A 21,123-nucleotide genomic window follows, 5' to 3' on the forward strand; every position below is an offset into this window, starting at 1 on the left:
TGCGGGGGTTCGGTGGTGCGGGGGTACGGAGGTTCAGCGGTGTGTCGGCACGGGGCTTCGGCGGCGGGTCACGCGACGCCGGTGGCGGCCTCCAGCAGCGCCCGGGTGTACGGGTGCGCGGGGGAGTCCCAGAGCAGGCCGGCGGGGCCCTCCTCGACCACCCGGCCGTGCCGCAGCACCAGCACCCGGTGGGCGAGGTGCCGGACGACGGCGAGGTCGTGGGAGATGAACAGGTAGGCCAGGCCGGTGCGTTCCTGGAGGTCGGTCAGCAGGTCGAGCAGGCGGGCCTGCACGCTGCGGTCGAGGGCGGAGGTCGGTTCGTCGCAGACGACCAGGTCCGGCCCGGTGGCCAGGGCCCGGGCGACGGCCACCCGTTGGAGCTGCCCGCCGGACAGCTCCCGGGGGTAGCGGTCGGCGAGCGCGGGCTCCAGGCCGACCTGGGTGAAGAGCCAGGCGACGGCCGCGGCGCGTTCGGCGCGCGGCGTGCCGTGCAGGCGCAGCGCGAAGGCGACCGCCTCCCCGGCGCGCAGGCTGGGGTTGAGCGATCCGCGCGGGTCCTGCGGGACGAACTGGAGTCGGCCCCGCAGCGCCCGGTCGGCGCGGCCGCGCAGCCGGTACGGATCGCGGCCGGCGAAGCGGACGCTGCCGGCGTCAGGGGCCAGCACCCCGAGGGCGAGCCGGGCCAGGGTGGATTTCCCCGAGCCGGATTCGCCGACCAGGCCGACGGTCTCGCCCGGCGCGACGGTGAGGCTGACGCCGTCCAGGGCGGTCCGGTCGCCGTAGCGCTTGGTGACGGCGTCGACGACGAGCAGGGCCGGGGGCCCGTCGTGCGGGGTGTGGCTGGCGGCGGTCATCGGCGGGCTCCCGGTTCGGCGGCCACCAGGGCGGCGGTGAAGGCGTGTTCCGGGTCGCCCAGCACCCGTTCGGCGGGCCCGAGCTCGACGATCCGGCCGGCCCGCATGACCGCCACGGTGCCGCCGATCCGGCGGGCTGCCGCGAGGTCGTGGGTGACCAGCAGCAGGGCGATGCCGCAGTCGGCGCGCAGGGTGGCGAACAGGTCGAGGATCCGCCCGCGGATCAGCGCGTCGAGCGCGGTGGTCGGCTCGTCGGCGATCAGCAGTTCCGGGCCGCAGCAGATCGCGACGGCGATGGCGGCGCGCTGGCGCAGGCCGCCGGAGAGCTCGTGCGGGTAGGCCCGGGCGACGCGTTCCGGGTCCGGGATGCCGGCGGTGGCGAGCAGCTTCGGGACGGCCGCGCGGGCGGCCCGGCGGTCGGCGGCGATCCCGTGCCGCCGCAGCACCTCGGCGAGCTGCGGGCCGATCCGGCGCAGCGGGTCGAGCGAGGCGGTCGGGTCCTGCGGCACGTAGCCGATGCGCCGGCCGCGGACGTCGGCCAGTTCGCGTTCGCCGAGCGCCCGCAGGTCGGTCCCGGCGAGCCGGACGCCTCCGGTGACGGCGGCGCCGTGCCCCGGCAGCCCGAGCACGGTGCGGGCGACGGTGGTCTTGCCGCTGCCGGATTCGCCGAGCAGTACCAGGGAGCGGCCGGCAGGCAGGGCGAGGGAGACGTCGTCGACGGCCCGGACCCCGCCGGGGTACTCGACGGTCAGGCCGTCGATCTCCAGCAGCGCGCTCATGCGCCCACCCGCTTCGCGGCTCGCGGCCGGGCCGAGCCGTCGGCCGAGCGGTCGGTGGAGCGGTCGGCGGACCGGCTCGCGGCGGCGGGGGCGGCGTGCGCCAGCAGGGCGGCGGTGTCGCCGACGCGGGTGCGCAGCGTCTCGCCGAGGGTGTTGAAGACGACCGAGACGGCGAGGATGACCAGGGCCGGCAGGACCGCCACCCAGGGGTGGGTGAGCAGCGAGGGCCGCAGCTCCTCCAGCATCGCGCCCCACTCGGCGGTCGGCGGGGCGACCCCGAGCCCGAGGAAGGACAGCCCTGCGGCGTACATGATGGCCAGCCCGACCAGCGAGGACGCGTACACCAGGACCACCGGCGCCACCACCGGGGCGACCTGGCGCAGGACCAGCGACCCCCAGCCGGCGCCGCTGACCCGGGCGGCCACCAGGTACTCGGCGGCCCGGACGCGCCGGGTCTCGGTGAACGCGACCCGTGCCACCGCGGGGGTGAGCACCACCGACAGCGCGAGCACGGTCGCGCCCAGGCCGGGTGTGAGCAGCGAGGCGATGGCGATCGCCAGCAGCACCCCGGGGAAGGCGTAGAGCACGTCCAGCAGGCGCAGCAGGGCCTGTTCGGTGATCCGGCCGCCGAGCCCGGCCACAACGCCGAGCAGGGTGCCGACGACGGCGGCCACCGCGACGGGGACGAGCCCGCCGGTGAGCGAGGCGCGCCCGGCCCAGATCAGCCGGCTGAGCAGGTCGCGGCCCTGGCCGTCGGTGCCGAGCGGGTGGCCGGGGCTGCCCGGGTCGAGCAGCCGGTCCGCCAGCCGCCCGGCGGCCGGGTCGTACGGGGCGACCAGCTGCGCGGCGAGCGCGAGCAGGACCAGCAGCGCGGCCAGGGCGGCGGGGACGGTCAGGCCGAGGTTCGCTCGGGCGAGGACACGTGACGTCACATCAGTTCCTTACTCGCGGGTCGATCGCCGCGTGCGCCGCGTCCACGAGGATGTTGACGCCGACGAACGCGACCGCCACCACCAGCACCCCGCCCTGCACCAGGGGCAGGTCGCGGGAGGTGAGCGCGTCGTACAGCAGCCGGCCGACGCCGGGCCAGGCGAACAGGGTCTCCACGAAGATCACCCCTTCCAGGAGGTAGGCGAGTTGCAGGCCGCCGATGGTGAGCAGTGCCGGTGAGGCGTTGTGCACGCAGTGCCGCAGCACGGTGGCCGGGCGCAGGCCGCGGGCGCGCAGCGAGTCGGCCAGCTCGCCGGCCAGCACGCCCCCCAGCGCGGCCCGGAACACCCGGGCGGTGAGCCCGAGCGGGACGAGCGCGGCGGCCACGGCCGGCAGGACCAGGTGGCGGGCCAGGTCGGGCAGGCCGCCGGAGCCGAACACGTCGTGGGTGCCCCCGGCCGGCAGCCAACGCAGGCCCACGGCGAAGACGGCGATCAGCAGCAGGGCCACCGAGTACTGCGGGGCGGAGACCGCGAGGGCGGACAGCGCGCCGGAGATCCGCCCGCCGGGGCCGCGCGGGCGCAGCGCGCCGACGGCGCCGAGCGCCACCCCGCCGACCAGCACCAGCAGGAAGGCGGCCGCGGTCAGGGTCAGCGTCTGGCCGAGCGCCGGGAGCAGCAGGTCGGCGACCGGGCGCTGACCGGAGACGGAGGTGCCGAGGTCGCCGGTCAGCGCGTGCCAGAGCCAGGAGGCGTAGCGGACGGGTAACGGCTGGTCCAGGCCGAGCCGTTCGGAGAGCTCGCGGCGGGCCTCGGGCGGTGCGCCCGGCCCGAGGAAGAGGGCCACCGGATCGCCGGGGACGAGCGTGACGGTCGCGAAGACGACGGCGGTGACGCCGAGCAGGGTCGGTACGGCCAGCAGGAGGCGGCGCAGCAGGAAGCGGGTCACCCGGCCCTCCGTGGCGTGGCGCCGGACTGGCCGGCGGCGGGCCGGTTGGGCGGGGCGGGCATGGGGCTGGTGGTCCTTCCGGGAGGGGCGGGTCGGGAGCGGGTCGGGACGGTCACCAGCGGTAACCGGCAGTCACTGGCGGCGTCCGGGGGCTGGAGCGCCGGACCGGGGCCGTGGGACGGGCCGTTCGCCGGGGGCGGGTGCCGCGTCCGGGCGGGATCGGGTGCCGGAGCACGGGTCGGGCGGTCCGTGGGACGTGGGACGTCGGTGCCGCTCCGGCAGCTGCGGCCGCTTGAAGGAGCGTTGCGGACCGGTGGCCCGGACAGCCAGTCAGCACTTGATGCTGTTACTCCTGGTCACAGCATCCGGAGTGTCAGGACCGCCACTGCCCAGGGCGCTGAGCCCCGGTTCCGTCCTTGACCTGCACAAGGAACCGGACCTAGGGTTCCCCGCATGGCTATTCGGCGGACCGACATCACCCTGGTCGGGATCGGCGGCTCGTGGCACCGACGGTGTTTCGACGAGCTCTGTCGCCCGCGCGCTGCGCGCTGACCGCCCCGTTCCCAGTCGCTGCGGTCGGCGCCCCTCCCCAGTCCCGGATTCCGCAGCCGACGCCCGTGCGCGTCCTCGACGGATCCTCGCCGCAGCACCCGTGCCCACCGGGCCGGCCCGCCACCAGCAAGGGGACCGTATCGCCATGCCGTACCTCAGACGTCCTGCCTCCGCCCCCGGGGGTGCGCGATGGCCGCAGTGAGCAAGATCGCCGTTCCGGCCGGCCCGCGCGGCCGCCGGCTTCCCGCCCGACGCGGTGCCTGCGGCGGCGCCACCCTGGTGGACGCCCCCGCCGCGGGCGCGCCGCCGGTGCACGCCGCACCACCGGCGCAGGCCGAGATCGACAACCCGCTCGATCTGATCGCCGGTCACCAGCTGCTGGCGGAGACGGTGACGCCGCCACCCCCGGCGGGGCCGACCGCCACCGGTTGCGGGTGCGGCCATCCGATGTGCGTGGAGGAGGACCGCGACCGCACGGCCGATGCCCGGGTGTTCCTGGTCGAGCGGCACTCGGTGGCCAGCGCCGGGCTGCGCAGCGTGCTGACGACCGTGCCCGGACTGGCCGTGGTCGGGTCCACCGGCGACCCGCTGCGCGCGGTGGCCGCCGTGCGCCGGGTCGCCCCGGACGTCATCCTGCTCGGCCGCGGCGCGAGCCTGGAGGCCGACCTCGCCGTCGTGGTGGCGCTGCGCGGCCCGGACGCGGCGCCCGACGCCCGGGTGCTGCTGCTGCGCCGGGCCGAGTCGACCGCGGAGGCGAGCCGGATGCTGCTGGCCGGGGCCAGCGGCTGCTTCCCGCTCGACCTGGCCGAGGACCGGATCATCAGCGCCGTCCAACTCGCCGCGGCGGGCGGGTCGGTGTTCCTGCCCGCGCCGCCGCCGGCCCGGACCCACGCGGCGGTGCCCCCGCAGCACGTCGGCGAACTGCCGCCGCAGCACGCCGGGCTGACGGAGCGTGAGCGCGAGGTGCTGGTCCAGCTCGGGCTCGGGCTGAGCAACGCCGAGATCGGGCGTGAACTCGCCCTGGCCGAGGCCACCGTGAAGAAGCACCTCACCCAGGCCATGCGCAAGATCGGGCAGCCCGACCGGCTGCGCGCCGCGCTCTACGCCCACCGGCACGGCCTCGCCGGGTAGTTCGTCTCAGTACATCTTCGTCGCCACCCTCCGGAGGGCGGGCCCCGCAGCACGCGGGGCCCGCCCTCCGTCGTGTTCCGGCCGCCTCCCGCAGGTGACCTTCGGAGCATGCGCGAGGCGACGATCGGCGCCCTGAGCGGCGCCGTTCGGGGCTACCGGGGCGCCTGGCCCGCTCCGTAGCGTGGCGGGAAACGACCACCACACGAGACGGTCCGAAGGATCGTCCAGCCGAAGGGAGATGGCCCGATGGGGGGTGTGTCCGACAGGACCGGGGGCCCGACCGGTTCCGCCGGTGCGGCGGGTGCCGACGCCGGCCCGCGCACGGCGGTGCTGGCCGCCGCGAGTCACCGGAGCCCCGGCGCGGAGCAGCCGAGGTCCCCGTACCGCGCGATGTCGGACGCCGAGCGGTCCGCGCTCTGGCGCCAGCGGCTGCACGAGGCCGAGGCGGGCCTGACGCGGTACCTGGTGTCGCGCGGGAACGGGCTGCACCTGACCGACTGGTTCGTGCTGCAGTCCGAGCTCTTCGCCGACCTCCCCGCGCCGGACGCCCCGGCCCCGGAGTGGCAGCGGGTGTTCTTCCGCGACCAGGCGCTGATGGAACGTTTCCTCGTGCGCCGCTACGGCGAGGAGGGGCTGGGGGACTGGGCCCGGTCCAATGCCGAGGTGCACCGCGAGGTCGAACCCGACCACGGCCGGGGCGCCGCCGACCCGATCCACCGGATCGCCCGGCAGGCCGAACTGTACGGCTCGGAGTACGAGTTCGACGACGAGGAGCCGCCCGGCGCCGAGCACGCGGCGCTCACCATCACACACTGCGCGATCTGGGACTACCGCGAGAAGGCCCGCCGCTCGGGCGTCCAGCTGACCCTCGCCTCGCCCTGTACCTACTGCACCGAGGCGCTGTCCGCCAACATCCGCGCCAAGGGCTACCGGCCCGCGCACCGCCTGACCAACGGCCCGACCGGCCACGGCTGCCGCTGGGAGTCGAGCGCCGCGGCCGGGCCCGCCGCCAACGACGAACCGGGGGAGTCCTGAGATGTGCGGTGTCACCGGCTGGATCGACTGGGACACCGACCTGCGCCACCAGGCGCGGACGGTCCGGGAGATGACCGCCACCCTGGCCTGCCGCGGCCCGGACGCGGACGGCGTCTGGCTCTCCCGGCACGCCGCGTTCGGCCACCGCCGGCTGTCCGTGATCGACCTGGACGGCGGGGTCCAGCCGCTCGCCGACCGCCCGGGGCCCGACGCCGGCGCCGTGCTCTGCTACAACGGGGAGCTCTACAACCACCGCGAGCTGCGCGCGCAACTGGAGGCCTTCGGGCACGTCTTCCGGACCCGCTCGGACACCGAGGTGGTCCTGCGGGCCCACCTCCAGTGGGGCAAGGACGCGCCGACCAGGTTCAACGGCATCTTCGCCTACGCCCTGTGGGACGCCGCGCGCGAGGAACTGCTGCTGGTCCGCGACCACCTCGGCATCAAGCCGCTGTACTGGCACGCCCACGCCACCGGGGTGCTGTTCGGCTCCGAGCCCAAGGCGGTGCTCGCGAACCCGCTGTTCCGCGCCGAACTGGACGCCGAGGGCATCGCCGAGCTGTTCGCGCTGCCCGCCGCGCCGAGCGCCGGCCACGGGCTGTTCCGCGGGCTGCACGAAGTCCGGCCCGGCCACCTGGTGGTCGTCGGCCGCGGCGCCACCCGCGAACTCCGCTACTGGCGGCTGGAGTCGGCCGAGCACCGGGACGACGCCGCGACCACCCGCGGCACTGTCCGGGACCTGCTCGCCGACGCCGTCGAACGGCAGCTGATCAGCGACGTGCCGCTGTGCACCCTGCTCTCCGGCGGCGTCGACTCCAGCGCCGTCACCGCGCTGGCCGCGGCCGCCCGCGAACGGGCCGGCCACGGGAAGATCGCCAGCTTCTCGGTGGACTTCCCCGGCAGCACCGACCGCACCCCGGACGCCTGGCGGACCACCCTCGACGCCCCGTACGTGCAGGCCGCCGCCGAGCACATCGGCACCCTGCACACCACCGTCCTGGTGCCCGACGACGACCTGCTGGACGCCCGCGACGCCGTCCTGCGCGCCCGGGACCGGCCCGGCTGGGGCGAGATGGACGCCTCGCTGCACCTGCTCTTCCGCGAGGTGCGGCGGCGCTCCACGGTCGCGCTCTCCGGCGAGGCCGCGGACGAGATCTTCGGCGGCTACCCGTACTTCCACGACGCGCAGGCCGTCGCCGCGCCCACCTTCCCGTGGCTGCACGGCAAGGCCACGCCGGCGGACCTGCTGCGCCCGGACGTCCGGGCCGAGGTGCGACCCGAGGAGTACACCGCCGCCGCCTACCACCGCTCGCTCGGCGAGGTGTCGCGCCTGCCCGGCGAGTCGGCCGCCGACGCGCGGATCCGCGAGGTCTTCCACCTCGCGCTCACCCGCTGGCTCCCCCCGCTGCTGGACCGGGTGGACCGGGTGTCGATGTCGGTCGGCCTGGAGGTGCGGGTGCCGTTCTGCGACCACCGCCTGGTGGAGTACCTCTGGAACGTCCCGTGGGCGCTCAAGGCGCCGGACGGGCGGGCCAAGGGCCTGTTCCGCGACGCCGTCCGGGACCTCCTCCCGGCGCAGGTCACCGACCGGCCCAAGAGCGGCTACCCGTCCACCCCGGCCGTCCGCTACACCGAGGTGCTCACCGCCCGGGCGCACGAGCTGCTGGCCGACCCGAACGCGCCGGTCTTCGAGCTGGTGGACCGCGAGCCGGTCCGCCGGCTGCTCGCCGAGGGCCGCCCGCTGCCCAGCCCGCGCACCGCGCCGAACCCGGTCGGCGGCCTCGACCACCTGGTCCAGGTCGACGAGTGGCTGCGCGCCTACCGGGTGGGGCTGCGATGAGCGGCCCCGCGGCGGCCGTGACCACGGCGAAGGCCACCGAGGAGGCCTTCCGGGCCGCCTCCCGCGGCTGGACCACCGGGGTCGCGGTGGTCACCACCCGCGCGGACGAGGAGGTCTTCGCCAAGACGGTCTCCTCCTTCAGCACCCTCTCCCTCGACCCGCTGCTGGTCACCGTCGCGGTCAGCCGCCACAGCCCGCTCGTGGCCGCGGCCCGCGCCGCCGGACGGTTCGGCCTCTCGGTCCTGACGGACGGCCAGTCGGCGGTGGCCCGGCGCTTCGCCACACCCGGGGCCGGGCGCGCGCTCGGCGGCTTCACCGCGGTGCCGATGCGGACGGCGGTCACCGGTGCCCCGCTCGTCGACGACGCCCTGGCCTGGTTCGACTGCCGGCTGCACGGCACCCTGCCCGGCGGCGACCACACCATCCTGGTCGGCCGGGTCGCCGCCGCGGACCGCGGCGACGGCGACCCGCTGCTCTACCACGACGGCCGGTACCGCGTGATCGACCCGAAACCCTTGAACCCTTGACATCAAACGGAGTTGGCGCATGACACTGCTGGGCACCATCACCGGCCGCGGCGCACCCGCCACCGCCCGCGGCCTGCTGACCGGCGACCGGTACCGGGCCGAACTGGACGACGGCCGCGAGCTCTACCTCGACGGCAAGCGCATCGCGAACCCCGCCGAGCACCCCGCGTTCCGCCCGGCCGTGGACGAACTGGCCCGCCTGATCGACCTCCAGCACGACCCGGCCCACCGCGACCTGCTCACCTGGGAGGACCCGGACAGCGGCCTGCGGCTCGCCCGCGCCTACCAGCCCCCGCGCACCCTGGAGGACCTGCGGCTCCAGCGCCGCAGCGCCGAGCTGTGGCACGCCGAGGCACTGGGGCAGCAGGGCCGCTCACCCGCCTTCATGGCCTCGATCGCCGTCGGCGTCTACGACTTCCGGCACCAGCTGGCCGGGGCCGACCCGCGCTTCGGCGCCAACGCCGAGGCGTGGTACCGGCACTGTGCGAGCAACGACCTGGTCCTCTCGCACGCCCTCGGCGACCCGCAGATCGACCGCTCCGCCAACCCGCTCGACGACCCGGACCTCGCCCTGCGCGTCGTGGAGGAGAACGACCGGGGCATCGTGGTGCGCGGCGCCAAGCAGCTCACCACGCTCGCCCCGATCGCCCACGAGGTGCTGGTCTACCTCTCGGCGTCGTTCACCGAGGGCCGCGGCGAGCAGTTCGTGACCTGGTTCGCCCTGCCGCTCAACACCCCCGGCCTGATCACCCTCGCCCGCGAACCGCTCGGCAGCGCCTCCTGGGGGCACGCCCACCCGCTCGGCGCGCGGTTCGACGAGCAGGACGCGATGCTCTTCTTCGACGACGTCCTGGTGCCCTGGGACCGCGTCTTCCTGCTGCGCGACGCGAACCTGGCGCGCACCGGCCTCGGCCGGATCAACGCCTGGAGCGCCTACGTCGGCCACATCCGCTACCGCGAGCGGCTGCGGACCCTGCTGGCCAGTGCCACCCTGGTCGCCGAGTCGATCGGCGTGGACGGCTTCCGCAACATCCAGGAGGACCTGGGCCGCCTCGCCGGGTACGCCGAACTGACCGAGTACTTCCTCGACGCCGCCGAGGCGCGCGGCGGCCTCACCGACGGCGGCCTGTTCGCCCCCGGCGACACGGCGGCCTCCCGGGTCTGGTCGGCCGAGGTGGCCGGCAGCGCGGTCGAGATCGTCCGCAGGATCGGCGCCTCCGGGCTGCTCATCCAGCCCACCGCCGGGGACCTCGCCAACCCCCGGCTGCGCCCGCACCTGGACCGCTACATGCGCGGCCGGGACATCGACGCCGAACGCAAGGCCCGGCTCTTCCGGATCGCCTGGGAGCTGACCGGCGACGGCTTCGGCCAGCGCCAGGACCTCTACGAGTACGTGCACCGGGGCGACCTGGCCCGCAACCGGATCAACCTCTTCAAGCGCTACGACCAGAGCGCCGCCCGCGAACGGCTGCTGCACCTGGTCGACCAGGGCGTCGCGGAGCAGCCCGCCGCCGCACAGCCGTCCGCCGCACAGCCGTCCGCCGCACAGCCGCCGACCGAGCAGCCGTCCACCGAACAGCCGTCCACCGTGGAGGAGAACCAGCCGTGAGCACGTCCGCCGTCGAGATCCAGGCCCGTACCCTCGCGGGGTACGCCGACGCCAGCCGGCTGCGCCAGGTCCAGGACCGGGACTGGGTGCTCGACCAGGTCACCGGAGCCCCCGAGTCCCTGATCGACCTCGGCAGCGGGATCGGCCAGCTGCTCCAGGAGGCCCTGGAGCGCTTCCCCTCCCTGCGGCGCGCCGTCGGCCTGGAACGCTCCGAGCACCGCATCGCCGAAGCCGCCGCCCGGCTCCAGCCCTACGGCGAGCGGGTCGCCCTGCACCGGGCCGATCTCACCGTGCCCGAGCCGCTGCCGTTCCGGGCCGACGTGATCACCCAGACCTCGGTGCTGCACTGGCTGTACCCGGACGAGGAACGGATCTTCGCCTGGGCCGCCGCCCACCTCGCCCCCGGCGGTCGCTTCCTGCTCACCACCTACCACCCGGCCCGGGACGAGCGCGGCCTCGGCGGTGAGGACGAGCTGGTCCGCGAGGCCCTGGTCGCCCTCGGCACCCCGTACGACGAGGTGCCCGGCGTCCTGGAGCGCGCCGGGGTGCTGCCGATCGCGACCCGGACCAGGACCGCCGACGAGCTCGCGGCGGTGGTGGGCCCGCACCTCGCGGTGGCCGGCCACCTGGAGCGCGACGCCGTGGTCACCGTCGACGGCGCCGCCCAGTACGAGCACTTCCACGCCGCCACCTTCGGCGACTACTACAGCCGTGCGGTGCCGGCGCAGCAGCGGCCCGCCTTCTTCCGCGCGGTCGGCGAGAGCGCCTGGCGCCGGCAGCAGGAGCGCGGCCACGTCAGCCACATGCCCGTCCGGCTGTGGCAGCTGACGTCTCGTTAACAACATGTGTAGCCCGCCGCTCACCCCTGGGGTGGGCGGCGGGCTGCGTCTACGCTGGTGGCAGCCCACACCCCCCGCATTCGACGGCACCGACCAGGGCCGAGGAGCCAACCGTGTCAACTCCCCCCGCAGGCAGGGAACTCGGCGCCTTCCTGCGCGCCCATCGTGAGCTCCTCAAGCCCTCCGACGTCGGCCTCACCGCCACCACCCGGCGCCGCACCCCCGGTCTGCGCCGCGAGGAGGTCGCCTCCCTCTCCGGCGTCGGCCTGGCCTGGTACACCTGGGTCGAGCAGGGGCGGGTCACCGCCTCCCGGCAGGTGCTGGAGGCGATCGCCCGGGTGCTGCGGCTGGACGCGGCCGGGCTGCGGCACGCCATGCGCCTGGCCGGCTACCACGAGCCGACGGCGGCCGCCGCCTCGGAGGACGGCGCCGACCGGCTCGCCGAGGCCATCCGGCCGGTCCTGGACTCCTGGCCCACCAGCCCGGCCGTCCTGCTCGACCGGCACTTCGACCTGCTCGGCTGGAACGCCGCCTGGGTCGCGCTCTGGGGCTCGCCCGAGTTCGTCCCCGCGGACCGGCGCAACCTGATGTGGGTGATGGCCGCCGACCACCGGGTGCGGGCCGTGTTCCGCGACTGGGAGCCGCTCGCGATGAACGTCTTCCAGCAGTTCCGGGCGCAGGCCGGCCCCGCCCTGGCCGACCCCCGCACCGGCGAGGTCTACCGGCACCTGGACGAGGACGCGCCCGAGTTCCGGCACTGGTGGGGCTGCCACTCGGTGGCGGAGCTGACCGTCCGCACCGTCACCGTCGAGCCGGCCGGGCTCGGCCCGGTCCGGCTGACGCTGTCGTCCTTCCACCCGGTGGACGACCCGACCGCGACGGTGCTGCTGTTCACCCCGCACGGCGCCGCCGACCGGGCGCGGATGACCGAACTGGTCGATCATCCGTTGCGCGCGGTCGGCGGCGTGGAGGGGGAGCGCCGGGTCGGCTGAGCCGCCGGTCGCCGGTCCCCCGGGGCGGCCCGGCCGTTCCGGCGGGGCCTCAGGTGCCCGATGCGGTGGACCGGCGCAGGCCGAGGCTGACCGCCAGCGCGCCCAGGGCGGCCACCAGCGCGAGCCCGGTGCCGATCAGCAGGGTGCCGTCCGCGACGTTGCCGAACGTGCCGATCGCCCAGGCGCCGAGGCCGGTGCCCGCGTACATGGTCGAGGTCAGCCACGCGCTGGAGGTCGCCCGCAGCTCCGGGGCGATGGTGCCGGCCAGCGTCTGCTGGTCCGTCACGAAGCCTCCGGAGGCCAGGAACCACACCACCACGCCGGCCAGGGCGAGGACCAGGCCGGGCCCCTTGGCCGCCAGCGCGACGCCCGCCGCCAGCAGCACGCCCCACAGCGGCAGCAGCGGCAGGTCGGAGCGCCCGGCGGTCCTGGCCCGGTCCCCGAGCCGGCCGCCCAGCAGCGAGCCGACCAGGCTGCCCGCACCGACCAGCACGCCCACCAGGCCCAGGGCCTGCACCGACAGGTCGAAGCGCTGCACCAACACCGCGCCGAGGAAGGTGTAGGCGCCCAGGTTGGCCGTGTTGAACACCGTGTTGACCAGCAGGGCGCGGCGCAGCGTCGGGTCGGCCCAGCCCGCCAGGATCGCCCGGACCGCCCCCACCTGCGGCGCGTCCGCCTGCGCCGAACGGCGCTGGACCTGGCTCAGCAGCAGCGGCACGGCCGCCGCGGTGCCGATGGTCAGCGCCCAGAACGCCGACCGCCAGCCGGCCAGCCCGGCGAGGAAGCCGCCGAGCGGCACGCCGATCACCTGGCCGCAGGAGAACAGCGCCATGCCCAGGCCGAGGGCCCGGCCGCGCACCGCCTCCGGCGCGGTCTCGGCGATGTGCGCCCAGATCGCCGGCCCGGCCGCCGCCGCCGCCAGCCCGGCCACCGCGCGGGAGACGACCAGCAGCGTCAGCCCGGTGGAGAGGGCGGCCGCCGCGTTGGACACGACGAACAGCACGGTGCCCGCCACCAGGGTGCGGCGGCGGCCGAACCGGTCGCTCAGCAGCCCGAGGAAGGGCGCCGCGACGGCGTACACCAGCACGTAGGCGGTGACGCTGGAGGCGGCGGCCGCCTCGGTGGTGTGCACCGAGTCCGCGATGGTCGGCAGCAGCGGCGACACCAGGAAGGTCTCCGTGCCGAACAGGAACAGCAGGAGGAACACTCCCGCGTAGCGCCACCGTTCGAAGGCCTGGGCCGGCGCCAGGGGCGGGACGTCCTCGGCCTGTTCGGGTCGGGGCGGGTCGGAGATGCTGCTCACAGCGATCACCACCTTGTCGTGCGAGGGAGCGGCCGGGCCTTCGGACGGCAGGCGCGAGCGGCCGCGACGGGAGGGCAGGAGTCCGATGCGGCCATCCTGCGGACGGCCCTCGCGGCCAGCCAGACAGGCGGTCATCCTGTGACCCCAGGTCACAGGCTGCCGCCCTGGTCCGGCCGGTGCCACGGCCTGTCGGTGGCCTGTCGGCGGTCCGGCGGTCGCTCGTCGGTCGTGTCAGCGTCCTGTGAGCGACCTGTCGGCCGCCGTGGCGAGACTGGCGGCACGACATCGACTCACGGGAGGTCCACTATGTCGAGCACCATGTCGAACAGCACCCGACCGCACCACTCGCGCACGACCTCGGTCCTGATCTCCGGGGCGGGGATCGCCGGCACCGCCCTCGCCTACTGGCTGGAGCGCTACGGCTTCCACGTCACGGTCGTCGAGCGCGCCCCGGAACTCCGGGGCGGCGGACAGGCGGTGGACGTGCGGGGCAACGCGCTGGAGATCATCGAGCGGATGGGCCTCCTGGAGGAGGTCCGGGCCCGCAGGACCGGACTGCGCGGCATGTCCCTGGTCGACGCGGACGGCCGCGAGCTCAAGCGCACCACCGAGTGGACGGCCACCGGGGGCGCCGTGGACGGCCCGGACGTGGAGATCCTGCGCGACGAACTGGCCGCCCTGCTGGCGGGGGCGGCCCGGCCCGGCGTCCGGTACCGGTTCGGCGAGTCGATCGACACCCTCGTGCAGCACGAGGAGGGCGTCCAGGTCCGCTTCACCAGCGGCGACGAGCAGTCCTTCGACCTCGTCGTGGGCGCCGACGGCCTGCACTCGAACACCCGCCGCCTGGTCTTCGGCCCCGAGGCCGACTACCTGCACCCGACCAGCATCTACATCGCCGGCTGGAGCGCCCCCAACCACCTCGGCCTCGACCACTGGGAGGTCATCCACCAGCCCAACGGCCAGGCCGCCTGGGGCTGCATGGCGATGACCGTCCGGGACAACAGCGAGCTGCGCGTCTTCGCCGTCTTCACGTCCGACGAGCCGGTCGGGGACCTGCTGCCGCGCGACCTCGCGGAGCAGCGGCGGCTGGTGGCCGAGCGCTGCGCCGGGATGCGCTGGGAGGTGCCGCAGTTCCTCAAGTCCCTGGGGGAGGGGGACGCCTTCCACTACGACGTGGTCGCGCAGATCCGGATGGACCGCTGGTCGCAGGGCCGGGTCGCCCTGCTCGGCGACGCCGGGTACTGCTGCTCCCCGGCCACCGGCCAGGGCACCAGCGTGGCCCTGACCGCCGCCTATGTGCTGGCCGGGGAACTGCACGCGGCCGACGGCGACCACGAGGCCGCCTACCAGGCCTACGAGCAGCGGCTGCGCGGCCATGTGGCGGCCAATCAGGCCATCCTCGACCACACCAGGGGCCGGTTCGAGACCACGGAGGCCGACTCCGAGGGGGTCGAGGGCTTCGACCGGCCCGGCCCCGAGCTGGGCGAGGCCTTCCGCGCGGCCACGGTCTTCGACCTGGCCGAGTACTGACCGACCCCGCCGCCCCCGCCGCCCCCGCCGACCCCGCCGCCCCGCAGGTCGGCCACGGGTGGTCGCGATCACCAGGTAAGTGAGGTTAGGCTAACCAAACTTGATGGACGGTCGAGGGTGAGGGCGGTGCCGGGGATGCACAGTCAGGGTGAGCCGGGGCGGGCGCGGACACGGGACGGCCGGGAGCTGTTCTACATGCGGCGGCCGGGGCCCGGCGGCGAGGGCGTGCCGACGGTCGTGCTGGAGGGCGGGCTCGCCTCCAGCCGCTCGTACTGGGCGCCGGTGCAGCTCAGGCTGGACGGGGTCGCGGCGACGGTGGCGTACGACCGCAGCGGGCTCGGCCGCAGCGCGCCGGATCCGGCGCCGCGCCCGCTGCGCCGCCTCGCCGAGGACCTCGACGACCTGCTCGACCACCTCGGCGGCCTCGGCCACGGGCCGTTCGTCCTGGTCGGGCACAGCTGGGGCGGGCCGATCGTCCGGATCGCCGCCGCGGCCCGCCCCGAGCGGATCGCGGGCCTGGTGCTGGCCGACCCGACGGACGAGTCCTGCGACCTGGTGTTCGCGCCCTCGGTGCGCCGCCAGGAGCGGATCGGGCAGGCGGTCAGCATGCTGCTGGCCCGCACCGGCCTGCTGGCCCGGGCCTTCCGCCCGATGCTCGACGCCCTGCCGGCGGACGCCGCGGCCGAGATGCGCGAGGAGGGCTTCACCGTCTCCACCATCCGCACGAGGGGCGCCGAACTCGCCTCCGTCGTCGCGGACTTGACCGCCCTGAAGGAGAACCCGCCGGCCCTCGGCGGCATCCCGCTCACGGTGGTCTCGGCCATGCGGACCTCCACCGGCATGGGCCCGAAGGTCCGGGAAGCCGTGAACGCCTCCCATGCTTACCGCGTCGGTCGGGCCGAGGTCGGCCGCCACGTGCTGGCGGCCGACGCCGACCACATGGTGCCGACCAGCGACCCCGACGCCCTGGCGCGAGAGATCCGCCGGATCGTCGAAGGTATCTCAGCTGTCTAGGACTTGATCGTTCGTCAGTTGTTGATGATCTCCAGGCTGGCGACAGTGCCCGGAACGCCGCCGGGGTAGGTGTTGCCGCCGAGGTAGAAGGTGTGGCCGTCCGAGCCCTGGCCGGGGCCCGGGCGGGCCGGGGCGTCAGCGGCGCAGGGCGCCGTACCGGGAGGCGTAGGTCGTCAGGCCGTCCGCCGTGGCCCCGGCCCAGCCCACGTATCCGTCGGGGCGGATGAGGAACACGCCGGTGCCGTAGGCCTCGTAGTCCGGGATGCGGACCACCGGGCAGGCGGTCTGCGGGAGCGGGGACTCGGTCCCGACCGCCAGCAGGGTCCAGTGCGGTCCGCGGAAGGCGTCGAAGAGCCGGACGCCACCCCGGCGCCCGTCCGGTGCGCGGTCCCCGGCCCGCAGGGCGCCCTCCGGCAGGGCTGGGCGGGTCTCCTCGGCCAGCGACGACTCCCGGTAGCCGAGGCCGAGTTGCTGGGTCGCCCGGCCCCGGCGGGCCTCGCCGTGGTGGACCCGGGTCGACAGGTCCAGCATCGCCGCCGCAGTGGGGCGGCGCTCCTCCTCGTAGGTGTCGAGCAGGGCGTCCGGGGCCGCGCCGCCGAGCACGGCGGCCAGCTTCCAGCCCAGGTTGTAGGCGTCCTGGACGCTGGTGTTGAGGCCCTGCCCGCCGGCGGGGGAGTGTACGTGCGCCGCGTCGCCCGCGAGGAACACCCGGCCCGCGCGGAAGCGGTCCGCCAGGGCCGCCCGCGGCCGGAACTCGGAGGCCCAGCGCACTCCGGTGACCTGTTCGGCGGTCAGGTGCGAGCGGGCGGCGACCACGTCGCGGATGCCGTCCAGGGACGCGTCGACGGTCGTGTCCTGCGGGTACTGCGCCACGAGCTGGAACTCGTCCGTGCCGGGCAGCGGGCACAGGGCCAGCAGGCCGCCGAGCGGTCCGCGCCCGGCGGCGCCGTCGCTGGGCGGGAAGACGTGCCAGTGGTCGCGGTCGAGGCCGGTGACCAGGACGTCCGCGACCAGCATCGGGTCCGGGTCGACGACCTGCCCGGTCATGCCGATGCCGAGCAGCCTGCGGACCGCCGACCGTCCGCCGTCGGCGGCGACCGCGTACCGCGCCCGGACCGGGGCGCCGGTGGCGAACTCGGCGGTGACGCCGTCCGCGTCCTGGGCCAGGCCCACCAGTTCGCGTCCGAAGGCGACCGAACCGCCGAGGGCGCGCAGCCGGTCGTGCAGCACCTGCTGGGTCCGCCACTGCGGCAGCATCAGCGTCTCGGTGTGGGGCTCGGCCTCGGAGGGCTCGGTCGGTTCGTACATGCGGCGTTCGTCCTGCGGCTCGCCGTCGCGCCAGAACAGGTTCGGCGGGTAGTGCCCGGAGGCGGCGCGGATGTCGGCCAGTACCCCGAGGTCGTCCAGGACCTCCAGGGTGCGGGGCTGGAGGCCCTTGCCGCGGGAGCCGGGGAAGAGCCCGCTCTCGCGTTCGACGAGCTGTGCGGTGATGCCGTGCCGGGCGAGGTCGACGGCGAGGGCGAGGCCGGTCGGTCCGGCTCCGACGATCAGGACGTCGGTGTGCGGGTCGGTGGCGCGGGTGGCCATGAGCATCTCCTTAACGTTGTTAAGTGGTCGCTGCTGGAAGACTGCACTTAACGTCGTTAAGCTGTCAACCGTGACGCCGCAGAGAACCCCGAAGCTCGACCGCCGGACGGTCGTCGACACCGCACTGACACTCCTGAACGAGGTGGGCCTGGACGGCCTCACCCTGCGCGCCATCGCCGCCGCGCTGGAGGTCAAGGCACCGGCGCTGTACTGGCACTTCAAGGACAAGCAGGCGCTGCTCGACGAGATGGCGACCGAGATGATGCGGCGCGCGGCCGCCGGTCCGTCCCGGATCCCCCCGGCGGCGGACTGGCGGGAGGCCTACCTGGCGACGATGCGGGGGCTGCGGGCCGAACTGCTCCGCTACCGCGACGGGGCCAGGGTCTACAGCGGAGCCCGGTTCACCGACACCTCGTACGCGGCGGGGCTCGAAGCCGGGCTGCTCCTGCTCACGGGGGCGGGCTTCACCCCGCAGGCGGCGGCCCGCGCCTGGTACACGGCGTACAGCTACACGATCGGCTACGTCATCGAGGAGCAGGCCATGGGCCCCAACCCCTTCGACGGCGAGGAGGGCTACGACCTGGACGCCCGGGCCGAGCGGCTGGCCGCCCACCCGCTCGCCGCCGAAGCCGGCCGGGTGATGTTCCAGGACTTCGACCAGGGCTTCGAGCAGGGCCTGGTGGCGGTCCTGGCCGGCGTCGAGGCGACGCTGCTCGTGCGGTAGCCGTACGGACCGCGGGGGTCGGCGGCCGGGCCCGGGATCAGGAGGCCGGGGCCGGGATCAGGGGGCGTCCGGCGCTTGCGCCGCGCAGGCGGCCAGGGCGGCCAGGCGGTCCACCTCGACCCATTCGTCGAGGTGGAGGCCGATCAGGTGGTGGCCCCGGCTCCACGGGTGGTCCGCGGCGGGAGGGGAGGGCGGCGGCGTGGGGGAGTCGGCGTGGTGGAGGTACCAGGAGCTGAGGCGTTCCAGGGCGGCGCGGCGCTCGGCGGTACCGGTCTCGGCGGTGCAGCGTTCGGCGGCGTAGAGGCGCAGGAGGTCGTTGAGCCGGTAGCGGTGGCGGTCCTCGTGGGTGAGCAGGTGGGCGGTGGCCAGGTGGTCGAGGACGGGCCGGACGGCGGCGGTGGGGGTGTCGGTCAGGGCGGCTGCCGCGCCGGAGCTGACGCCGACGGCCGGGGCCAGGGCGAGCAGCCGGAGCAGGGATCGGGCCTCGGCGGGGAGCGAGCGGTAGGAGAGGTCGAAGGCGGCGCGGACCGCCGAGGTGGCGTCACCGTCGATCTGTAGGGCGCTCAACCGGTGTTCCGCGTCGAGGAGTTCGGCGGCGTGGTCGGCGAGGCTGCGGCCCGGGAAGGCGGCGAGGCGGCTCGCGGTGATGGCCAGGGCGAGGGGCAGTCGGCCGCAGGCGGCGGTGAGTTCGGCCGCGGCGTGCGGCTCGGCGCGGGTGCGGTGCTCGCCGGCGATGCGGGCCAGGAGGCGGAGGGCCTGATGGGCGGGCAGGACATCGAGCACCAGGGGGCGGGCGCCGTTGCGGGCGGTCAGGCCGTCGAGTCGGGTGCGGCTGGTGACCACCGTGCGGCAGTCCGGGGCACCCGGCAGCAGCGGGCGGACCTGTTCGGCGTCGCGGGCGTTGTCGAGGACCACGAGCAGTCGGCGGTCGGCCAGCAGGGAGCGGTAGAGCGCGGCCGCCTCGTCCGGCGCTGCGGGGATCCGGTCGCCGGGCACGCCGAGGGCGCGCAGGAAGCGGGCGAGGACGGTGTGCGGGTCGAGGGGCGCGGCGACGGAGTAGCCGTGCAGGTCGGCGTAGAGCTGGCCGTCCGGGAACCGGTCCCGGGCGCGGTGGGCCCAGTCGACGGCCAGGGTGGTCTTGCCGACCCCGGCCGGGCCCGAGAGCGCGCACACGGGGACGGCTGCGCCGGTGGCACCGGTCGCGGGCGTCGTGAGCAGCGAGTCCAGGACGCGAAGCTCCGTGCCGCGTCCGACGAAGGTGGGAAGTGCGGGCGGGAGTTGGGCGGGCGGCGGCGCCTCCACCGGGGGTGCGGCCGCTGGGGGTGCCGCCATGGGCGGTGCGGCCACGGGGGGTGTGGCCACCGGGGCCGCTGCGGTCGGCGCCGCCTCGGGGCGGACCGGTTCGGTGGCCAGTAGTTCCAGGTGCAGCGCCCGCAGCTCCGGCCCGGGGTCGAGCCCGAGTTCGTCGGCCAGCCGCTCGGCGAACCGGCGGTAGGCGGTGAGCCCCTCGGGCGCGCGCCCGGAACCGTGCAGTGCGCGCATCAGCTGTCCGGTGAAGCGTTCCCGGAGCGGGTGGTCGACCACCAGCGCGGTCAGCTCGGGGACGGCCGCGCGGTGCCGGCCGAGGGCGAGCTCCAGATCGAGGCATTCCTCCCAGGCGGTCAGTCGCAGTTCGTCCAGCGCGACCGCGCCCGGGGCGTCCGCGTCCACGGCGAGTCCGTCCAGTGCGGGGCCGCGCCACAGGGCGAGCGCTTCGCGGAGCCCGTCGACCGCCGCCGGGGATCGTCCGGCGGCGGCCTCGCGGCGGGCGAGGGCGAGTCGGTCGGTGAAGGCGCGGGCGTCCAGGCGGTGGCCGGTGAGCGTGATGCGGTAGCCGCGGCCGTCGGTCAGCAGCACCGGCGGTGCGTCCGGGTCGGCTTCGGCGAAGCGGCGCCGCAACACCCCGGCGAGGTTGCGGACCTGGCGGGTGGCGGTGGCCGGTGGCCGCTCGTCCCAGACGGCGTCGACCAGACGGGCGACGGGAACGGAGATGTCCGCGTTGAGCAGCAGGGCGGCGAGCAGTCGCTCCTGCCGGGAGCCTTCGGAGGGGACGCGCCTCCCGTCGCCGGTCCACACCTCCAGCGAGCCGAGGATCCTGAACTCCAAGTGTCCCTCCCTGGGATCCGCGGGCCGGGCCGGACCGTCGCTGCGCGTGGATGGGCACGGGCGGTGATGGATCAATGACCAGATCATGCCAGTTGTGTGCGTCCGGTTGAGACCTTTGCTGTGCACCGGCCGAAACGAGCCGGTCGCCTGACGAGACGCCTCGAACCAGGAGCAGTTGATGAACCGTCTGAAGAAGGTCGTCGCCACCGCGACCGCCGTCGCCGCAGCCGCCCTGATCCCGCTGTCCGCGGCCCCGGCCGAGGCCGCCACCGGACCGGGCACCCACCTGGGGATGACCTGGTCCGTCGTCGCCTACGGCCCGGAGGGCACTGTCCAGGTCGGCGGCCCCGGGGGCAGCCCGAGCAACGCCTACAACGGCGACACCGCGCCGTCGGTCTCGCTGCCCGTGCTCTGCCTCAACGTCGACGGCAGCCCGGCCCCGTCCGGGATCAGCATCGGCTTCTACAACGGTTGGGCACAGGGCACCGTCGCCCTCAGCCAGCCGGTCAAGGGCGCCCGGCTCAACAGCCGGGCCGCGGCGGACAGCCTCTGCCAGGCCTCCTTCGGGGCCGGCTGGCGCGAGGCCGAGTTCCACGACGGCCACTTCGGGTCCGACCTGGCGCAGACCGGTGGCTGGACCTTCTGGGCCTACGGCAACATCCCCAACAACACGCGGTTCTGGACGGCCATCAACGACCAGGCGGCCAACCCCTGGAACTGACCGGCGCCTGGAACCTCCGGGACTGCCGGCAGAAGGGCGGCGGCCTGCACCACGTGGTGCAGGCCG

The 21,123-nt window shown here is 75.4% G+C and carries 18 protein-coding genes; 11 read left to right on the forward strand and 7 right to left on the reverse strand.

The annotated features are described in order from the left end of the window. Positions 1–68: 68 nt before the first annotated feature. The 4 genes from ACIOGZ_RS23180 to ACIOGZ_RS23195 are packed head-to-tail and all read right to left on the reverse strand — an operon-like array spanning position 69 to position 3,511. Positions 69–854 (reverse strand): ABC transporter ATP-binding protein, encoded by a 786-nt coding sequence (locus ACIOGZ_RS23180; protein ID WP_400987029.1) that lies wholly within the window; start codon positions 852–854, stop codon positions 69–71. Continuing rightward, entirely contained in the window at positions 851–1,633 is a 783-nt protein-coding gene (locus ACIOGZ_RS23185) for an ABC transporter ATP-binding protein (protein WP_363581888.1), read from the reverse strand. The genes ACIOGZ_RS23180 and ACIOGZ_RS23185 overlap by 4 nt, the downstream gene beginning before the upstream one ends. Next, positions 1,630–2,565, reverse strand: coding sequence for an ABC transporter permease (locus tag ACIOGZ_RS23190; RefSeq protein WP_400987031.1), 936 nt, complete (start codon positions 2,563–2,565; stop codon positions 1,630–1,632). The genes ACIOGZ_RS23185 and ACIOGZ_RS23190 overlap by 4 nt, the downstream gene beginning before the upstream one ends. Before the next feature lies 1 nt (position 2,566). Continuing rightward, positions 2,567–3,511: an ABC transporter permease gene (locus ACIOGZ_RS23195; protein WP_350880832.1), complete on the reverse strand. Its 945-nt coding sequence runs from the start codon at positions 3,509–3,511 to the stop codon at positions 2,567–2,569. Positions 3,512–4,252: 741 nt separating this feature from the next. Here ACIOGZ_RS23195 and ACIOGZ_RS23200 point away from each other — a divergent pair. The 7 genes from ACIOGZ_RS23200 to ACIOGZ_RS23230 all read left to right on the forward strand — a co-directional run bounded on the left by ACIOGZ_RS23200 (position 4,253) and on the right by ACIOGZ_RS23230 (position 12,033). Next, positions 4,253–5,194, forward strand: a complete 942-nt coding sequence (locus tag ACIOGZ_RS23200; RefSeq protein WP_363628411.1) for a response regulator transcription factor — start codon at positions 4,253–4,255, stop codon at positions 5,192–5,194. Positions 5,195–5,449: 255 nt separating this feature from the next. Further along, positions 5,450–6,229, forward strand: coding sequence for a hypothetical protein (locus ACIOGZ_RS23205; protein ID WP_363589405.1), 780 nt, complete (start codon positions 5,450–5,452; stop codon positions 6,227–6,229). Between the two features lies 1 nt (position 6,230). Beyond that, positions 6,231–8,066, forward strand: coding sequence for an asparagine synthase (glutamine-hydrolyzing) (asnB, locus tag ACIOGZ_RS23210; protein WP_400987033.1), 1,836 nt, complete (start codon positions 6,231–6,233; stop codon positions 8,064–8,066). Then, positions 8,063–8,593 carry a flavin reductase family protein gene (locus ACIOGZ_RS23215; protein WP_079135392.1) on the forward strand — a complete coding sequence of 177 codons (531 nt, stop codon included), beginning with the start codon at positions 8,063–8,065 and terminating at the stop codon, positions 8,591–8,593. Before asnB ends, ACIOGZ_RS23215 begins: the two co-directional genes overlap by 4 nt. Positions 8,594–8,612: 19 nt before the next feature. Then, positions 8,613–10,202, forward strand: coding sequence for a 4-hydroxyphenylacetate 3-hydroxylase family protein (locus ACIOGZ_RS23220; protein ID WP_400987035.1), 1,590 nt, complete (start codon positions 8,613–8,615; stop codon positions 10,200–10,202). Further along, positions 10,199–11,041 carry a class I SAM-dependent methyltransferase gene (locus ACIOGZ_RS23225; RefSeq protein WP_400987037.1) on the forward strand — a complete coding sequence of 281 codons (843 nt, stop codon included), beginning with the start codon at positions 10,199–10,201 and terminating at the stop codon, positions 11,039–11,041. The genes ACIOGZ_RS23220 and ACIOGZ_RS23225 overlap by 4 nt, the downstream gene beginning before the upstream one ends. Before the next feature lie 113 nt (positions 11,042–11,154). Continuing rightward, positions 11,155–12,033 carry a helix-turn-helix domain-containing protein gene (locus ACIOGZ_RS23230; RefSeq protein ID WP_244293271.1) on the forward strand — a complete coding sequence of 293 codons (879 nt, stop codon included), beginning with the start codon at positions 11,155–11,157 and terminating at the stop codon, positions 12,031–12,033. Positions 12,034–12,082: 49 nt separating this feature from the next. Here the strand turns inward: ACIOGZ_RS23230 and ACIOGZ_RS23235 are convergent, their stop codons facing one another. Continuing rightward, positions 12,083–13,336 (reverse strand): MFS transporter, encoded by a 1,254-nt coding sequence (locus ACIOGZ_RS23235; protein ID WP_363628416.1) that lies wholly within the window; start codon positions 13,334–13,336, stop codon positions 12,083–12,085. A gap of 306 nt (positions 13,337–13,642) precedes the next feature. Here ACIOGZ_RS23235 and ACIOGZ_RS23240 point away from each other — a divergent pair, with 306 nt between their 5' ends. Together ACIOGZ_RS23240 and ACIOGZ_RS23245 are read left to right on the forward strand one after the other, a co-directional pair. Beyond that, a complete protein-coding gene (locus ACIOGZ_RS23240) occupies positions 13,643–14,866 on the forward strand; it encodes an FAD-dependent monooxygenase (RefSeq protein ID WP_400987039.1) in 1,224 nt (407 codons plus the stop codon). A 135-nt stretch (positions 14,867–15,001) separates the two neighbouring features. Next, positions 15,002–15,880, forward strand: a complete 879-nt coding sequence (locus ACIOGZ_RS23245; protein WP_400987041.1) for an alpha/beta fold hydrolase — start codon at positions 15,002–15,004, stop codon at positions 15,878–15,880. 135 nt (positions 15,881–16,015) lie between these two features. Here the strand turns inward: ACIOGZ_RS23245 and ACIOGZ_RS23250 are convergent, their stop codons facing one another. Beyond that, on the reverse strand, positions 16,016–17,467 hold the full coding sequence (locus ACIOGZ_RS23250; protein ID WP_400987043.1) for an FAD-dependent monooxygenase: 1,452 nt from the start codon (positions 17,465–17,467) through the stop codon (positions 16,016–16,018). 70 nt (positions 17,468–17,537) lie between these two features. On the opposite strand from ACIOGZ_RS23250, the gene ACIOGZ_RS23255 reads away from it, so the two are divergent. Then, positions 17,538–18,191 carry a TetR/AcrR family transcriptional regulator C-terminal domain-containing protein gene (locus tag ACIOGZ_RS23255; RefSeq protein WP_363633749.1) on the forward strand — a complete coding sequence of 218 codons (654 nt, stop codon included), beginning with the start codon at positions 17,538–17,540 and terminating at the stop codon, positions 18,189–18,191. A 57-nt stretch (positions 18,192–18,248) separates the two neighbouring features. On the opposite strand, the gene ACIOGZ_RS23260 is transcribed toward ACIOGZ_RS23255, so the two are convergent. Further along, positions 18,249–20,336, reverse strand: a complete 2,088-nt coding sequence (locus ACIOGZ_RS23260) for a BTAD domain-containing putative transcriptional regulator (protein ID WP_363589387.1) — start codon at positions 20,334–20,336, stop codon at positions 18,249–18,251. 178 nt (positions 20,337–20,514) lie between these two features. Between ACIOGZ_RS23260 and ACIOGZ_RS23265 the strand changes: the two genes are divergently transcribed. Beyond that, positions 20,515–21,057: a hypothetical protein gene (locus tag ACIOGZ_RS23265; RefSeq protein WP_363589385.1), complete on the forward strand. Its 543-nt coding sequence runs from the start codon at positions 20,515–20,517 to the stop codon at positions 21,055–21,057. Positions 21,058–21,123: the final 66 nt, after the last annotated feature.

It is taken from the genome of Kitasatospora sp. NPDC088160 (assembly GCF_044741445.1).
Lineage (GTDB): Bacteria > Actinomycetota > Actinomycetes > Streptomycetales > Streptomycetaceae > Kitasatospora.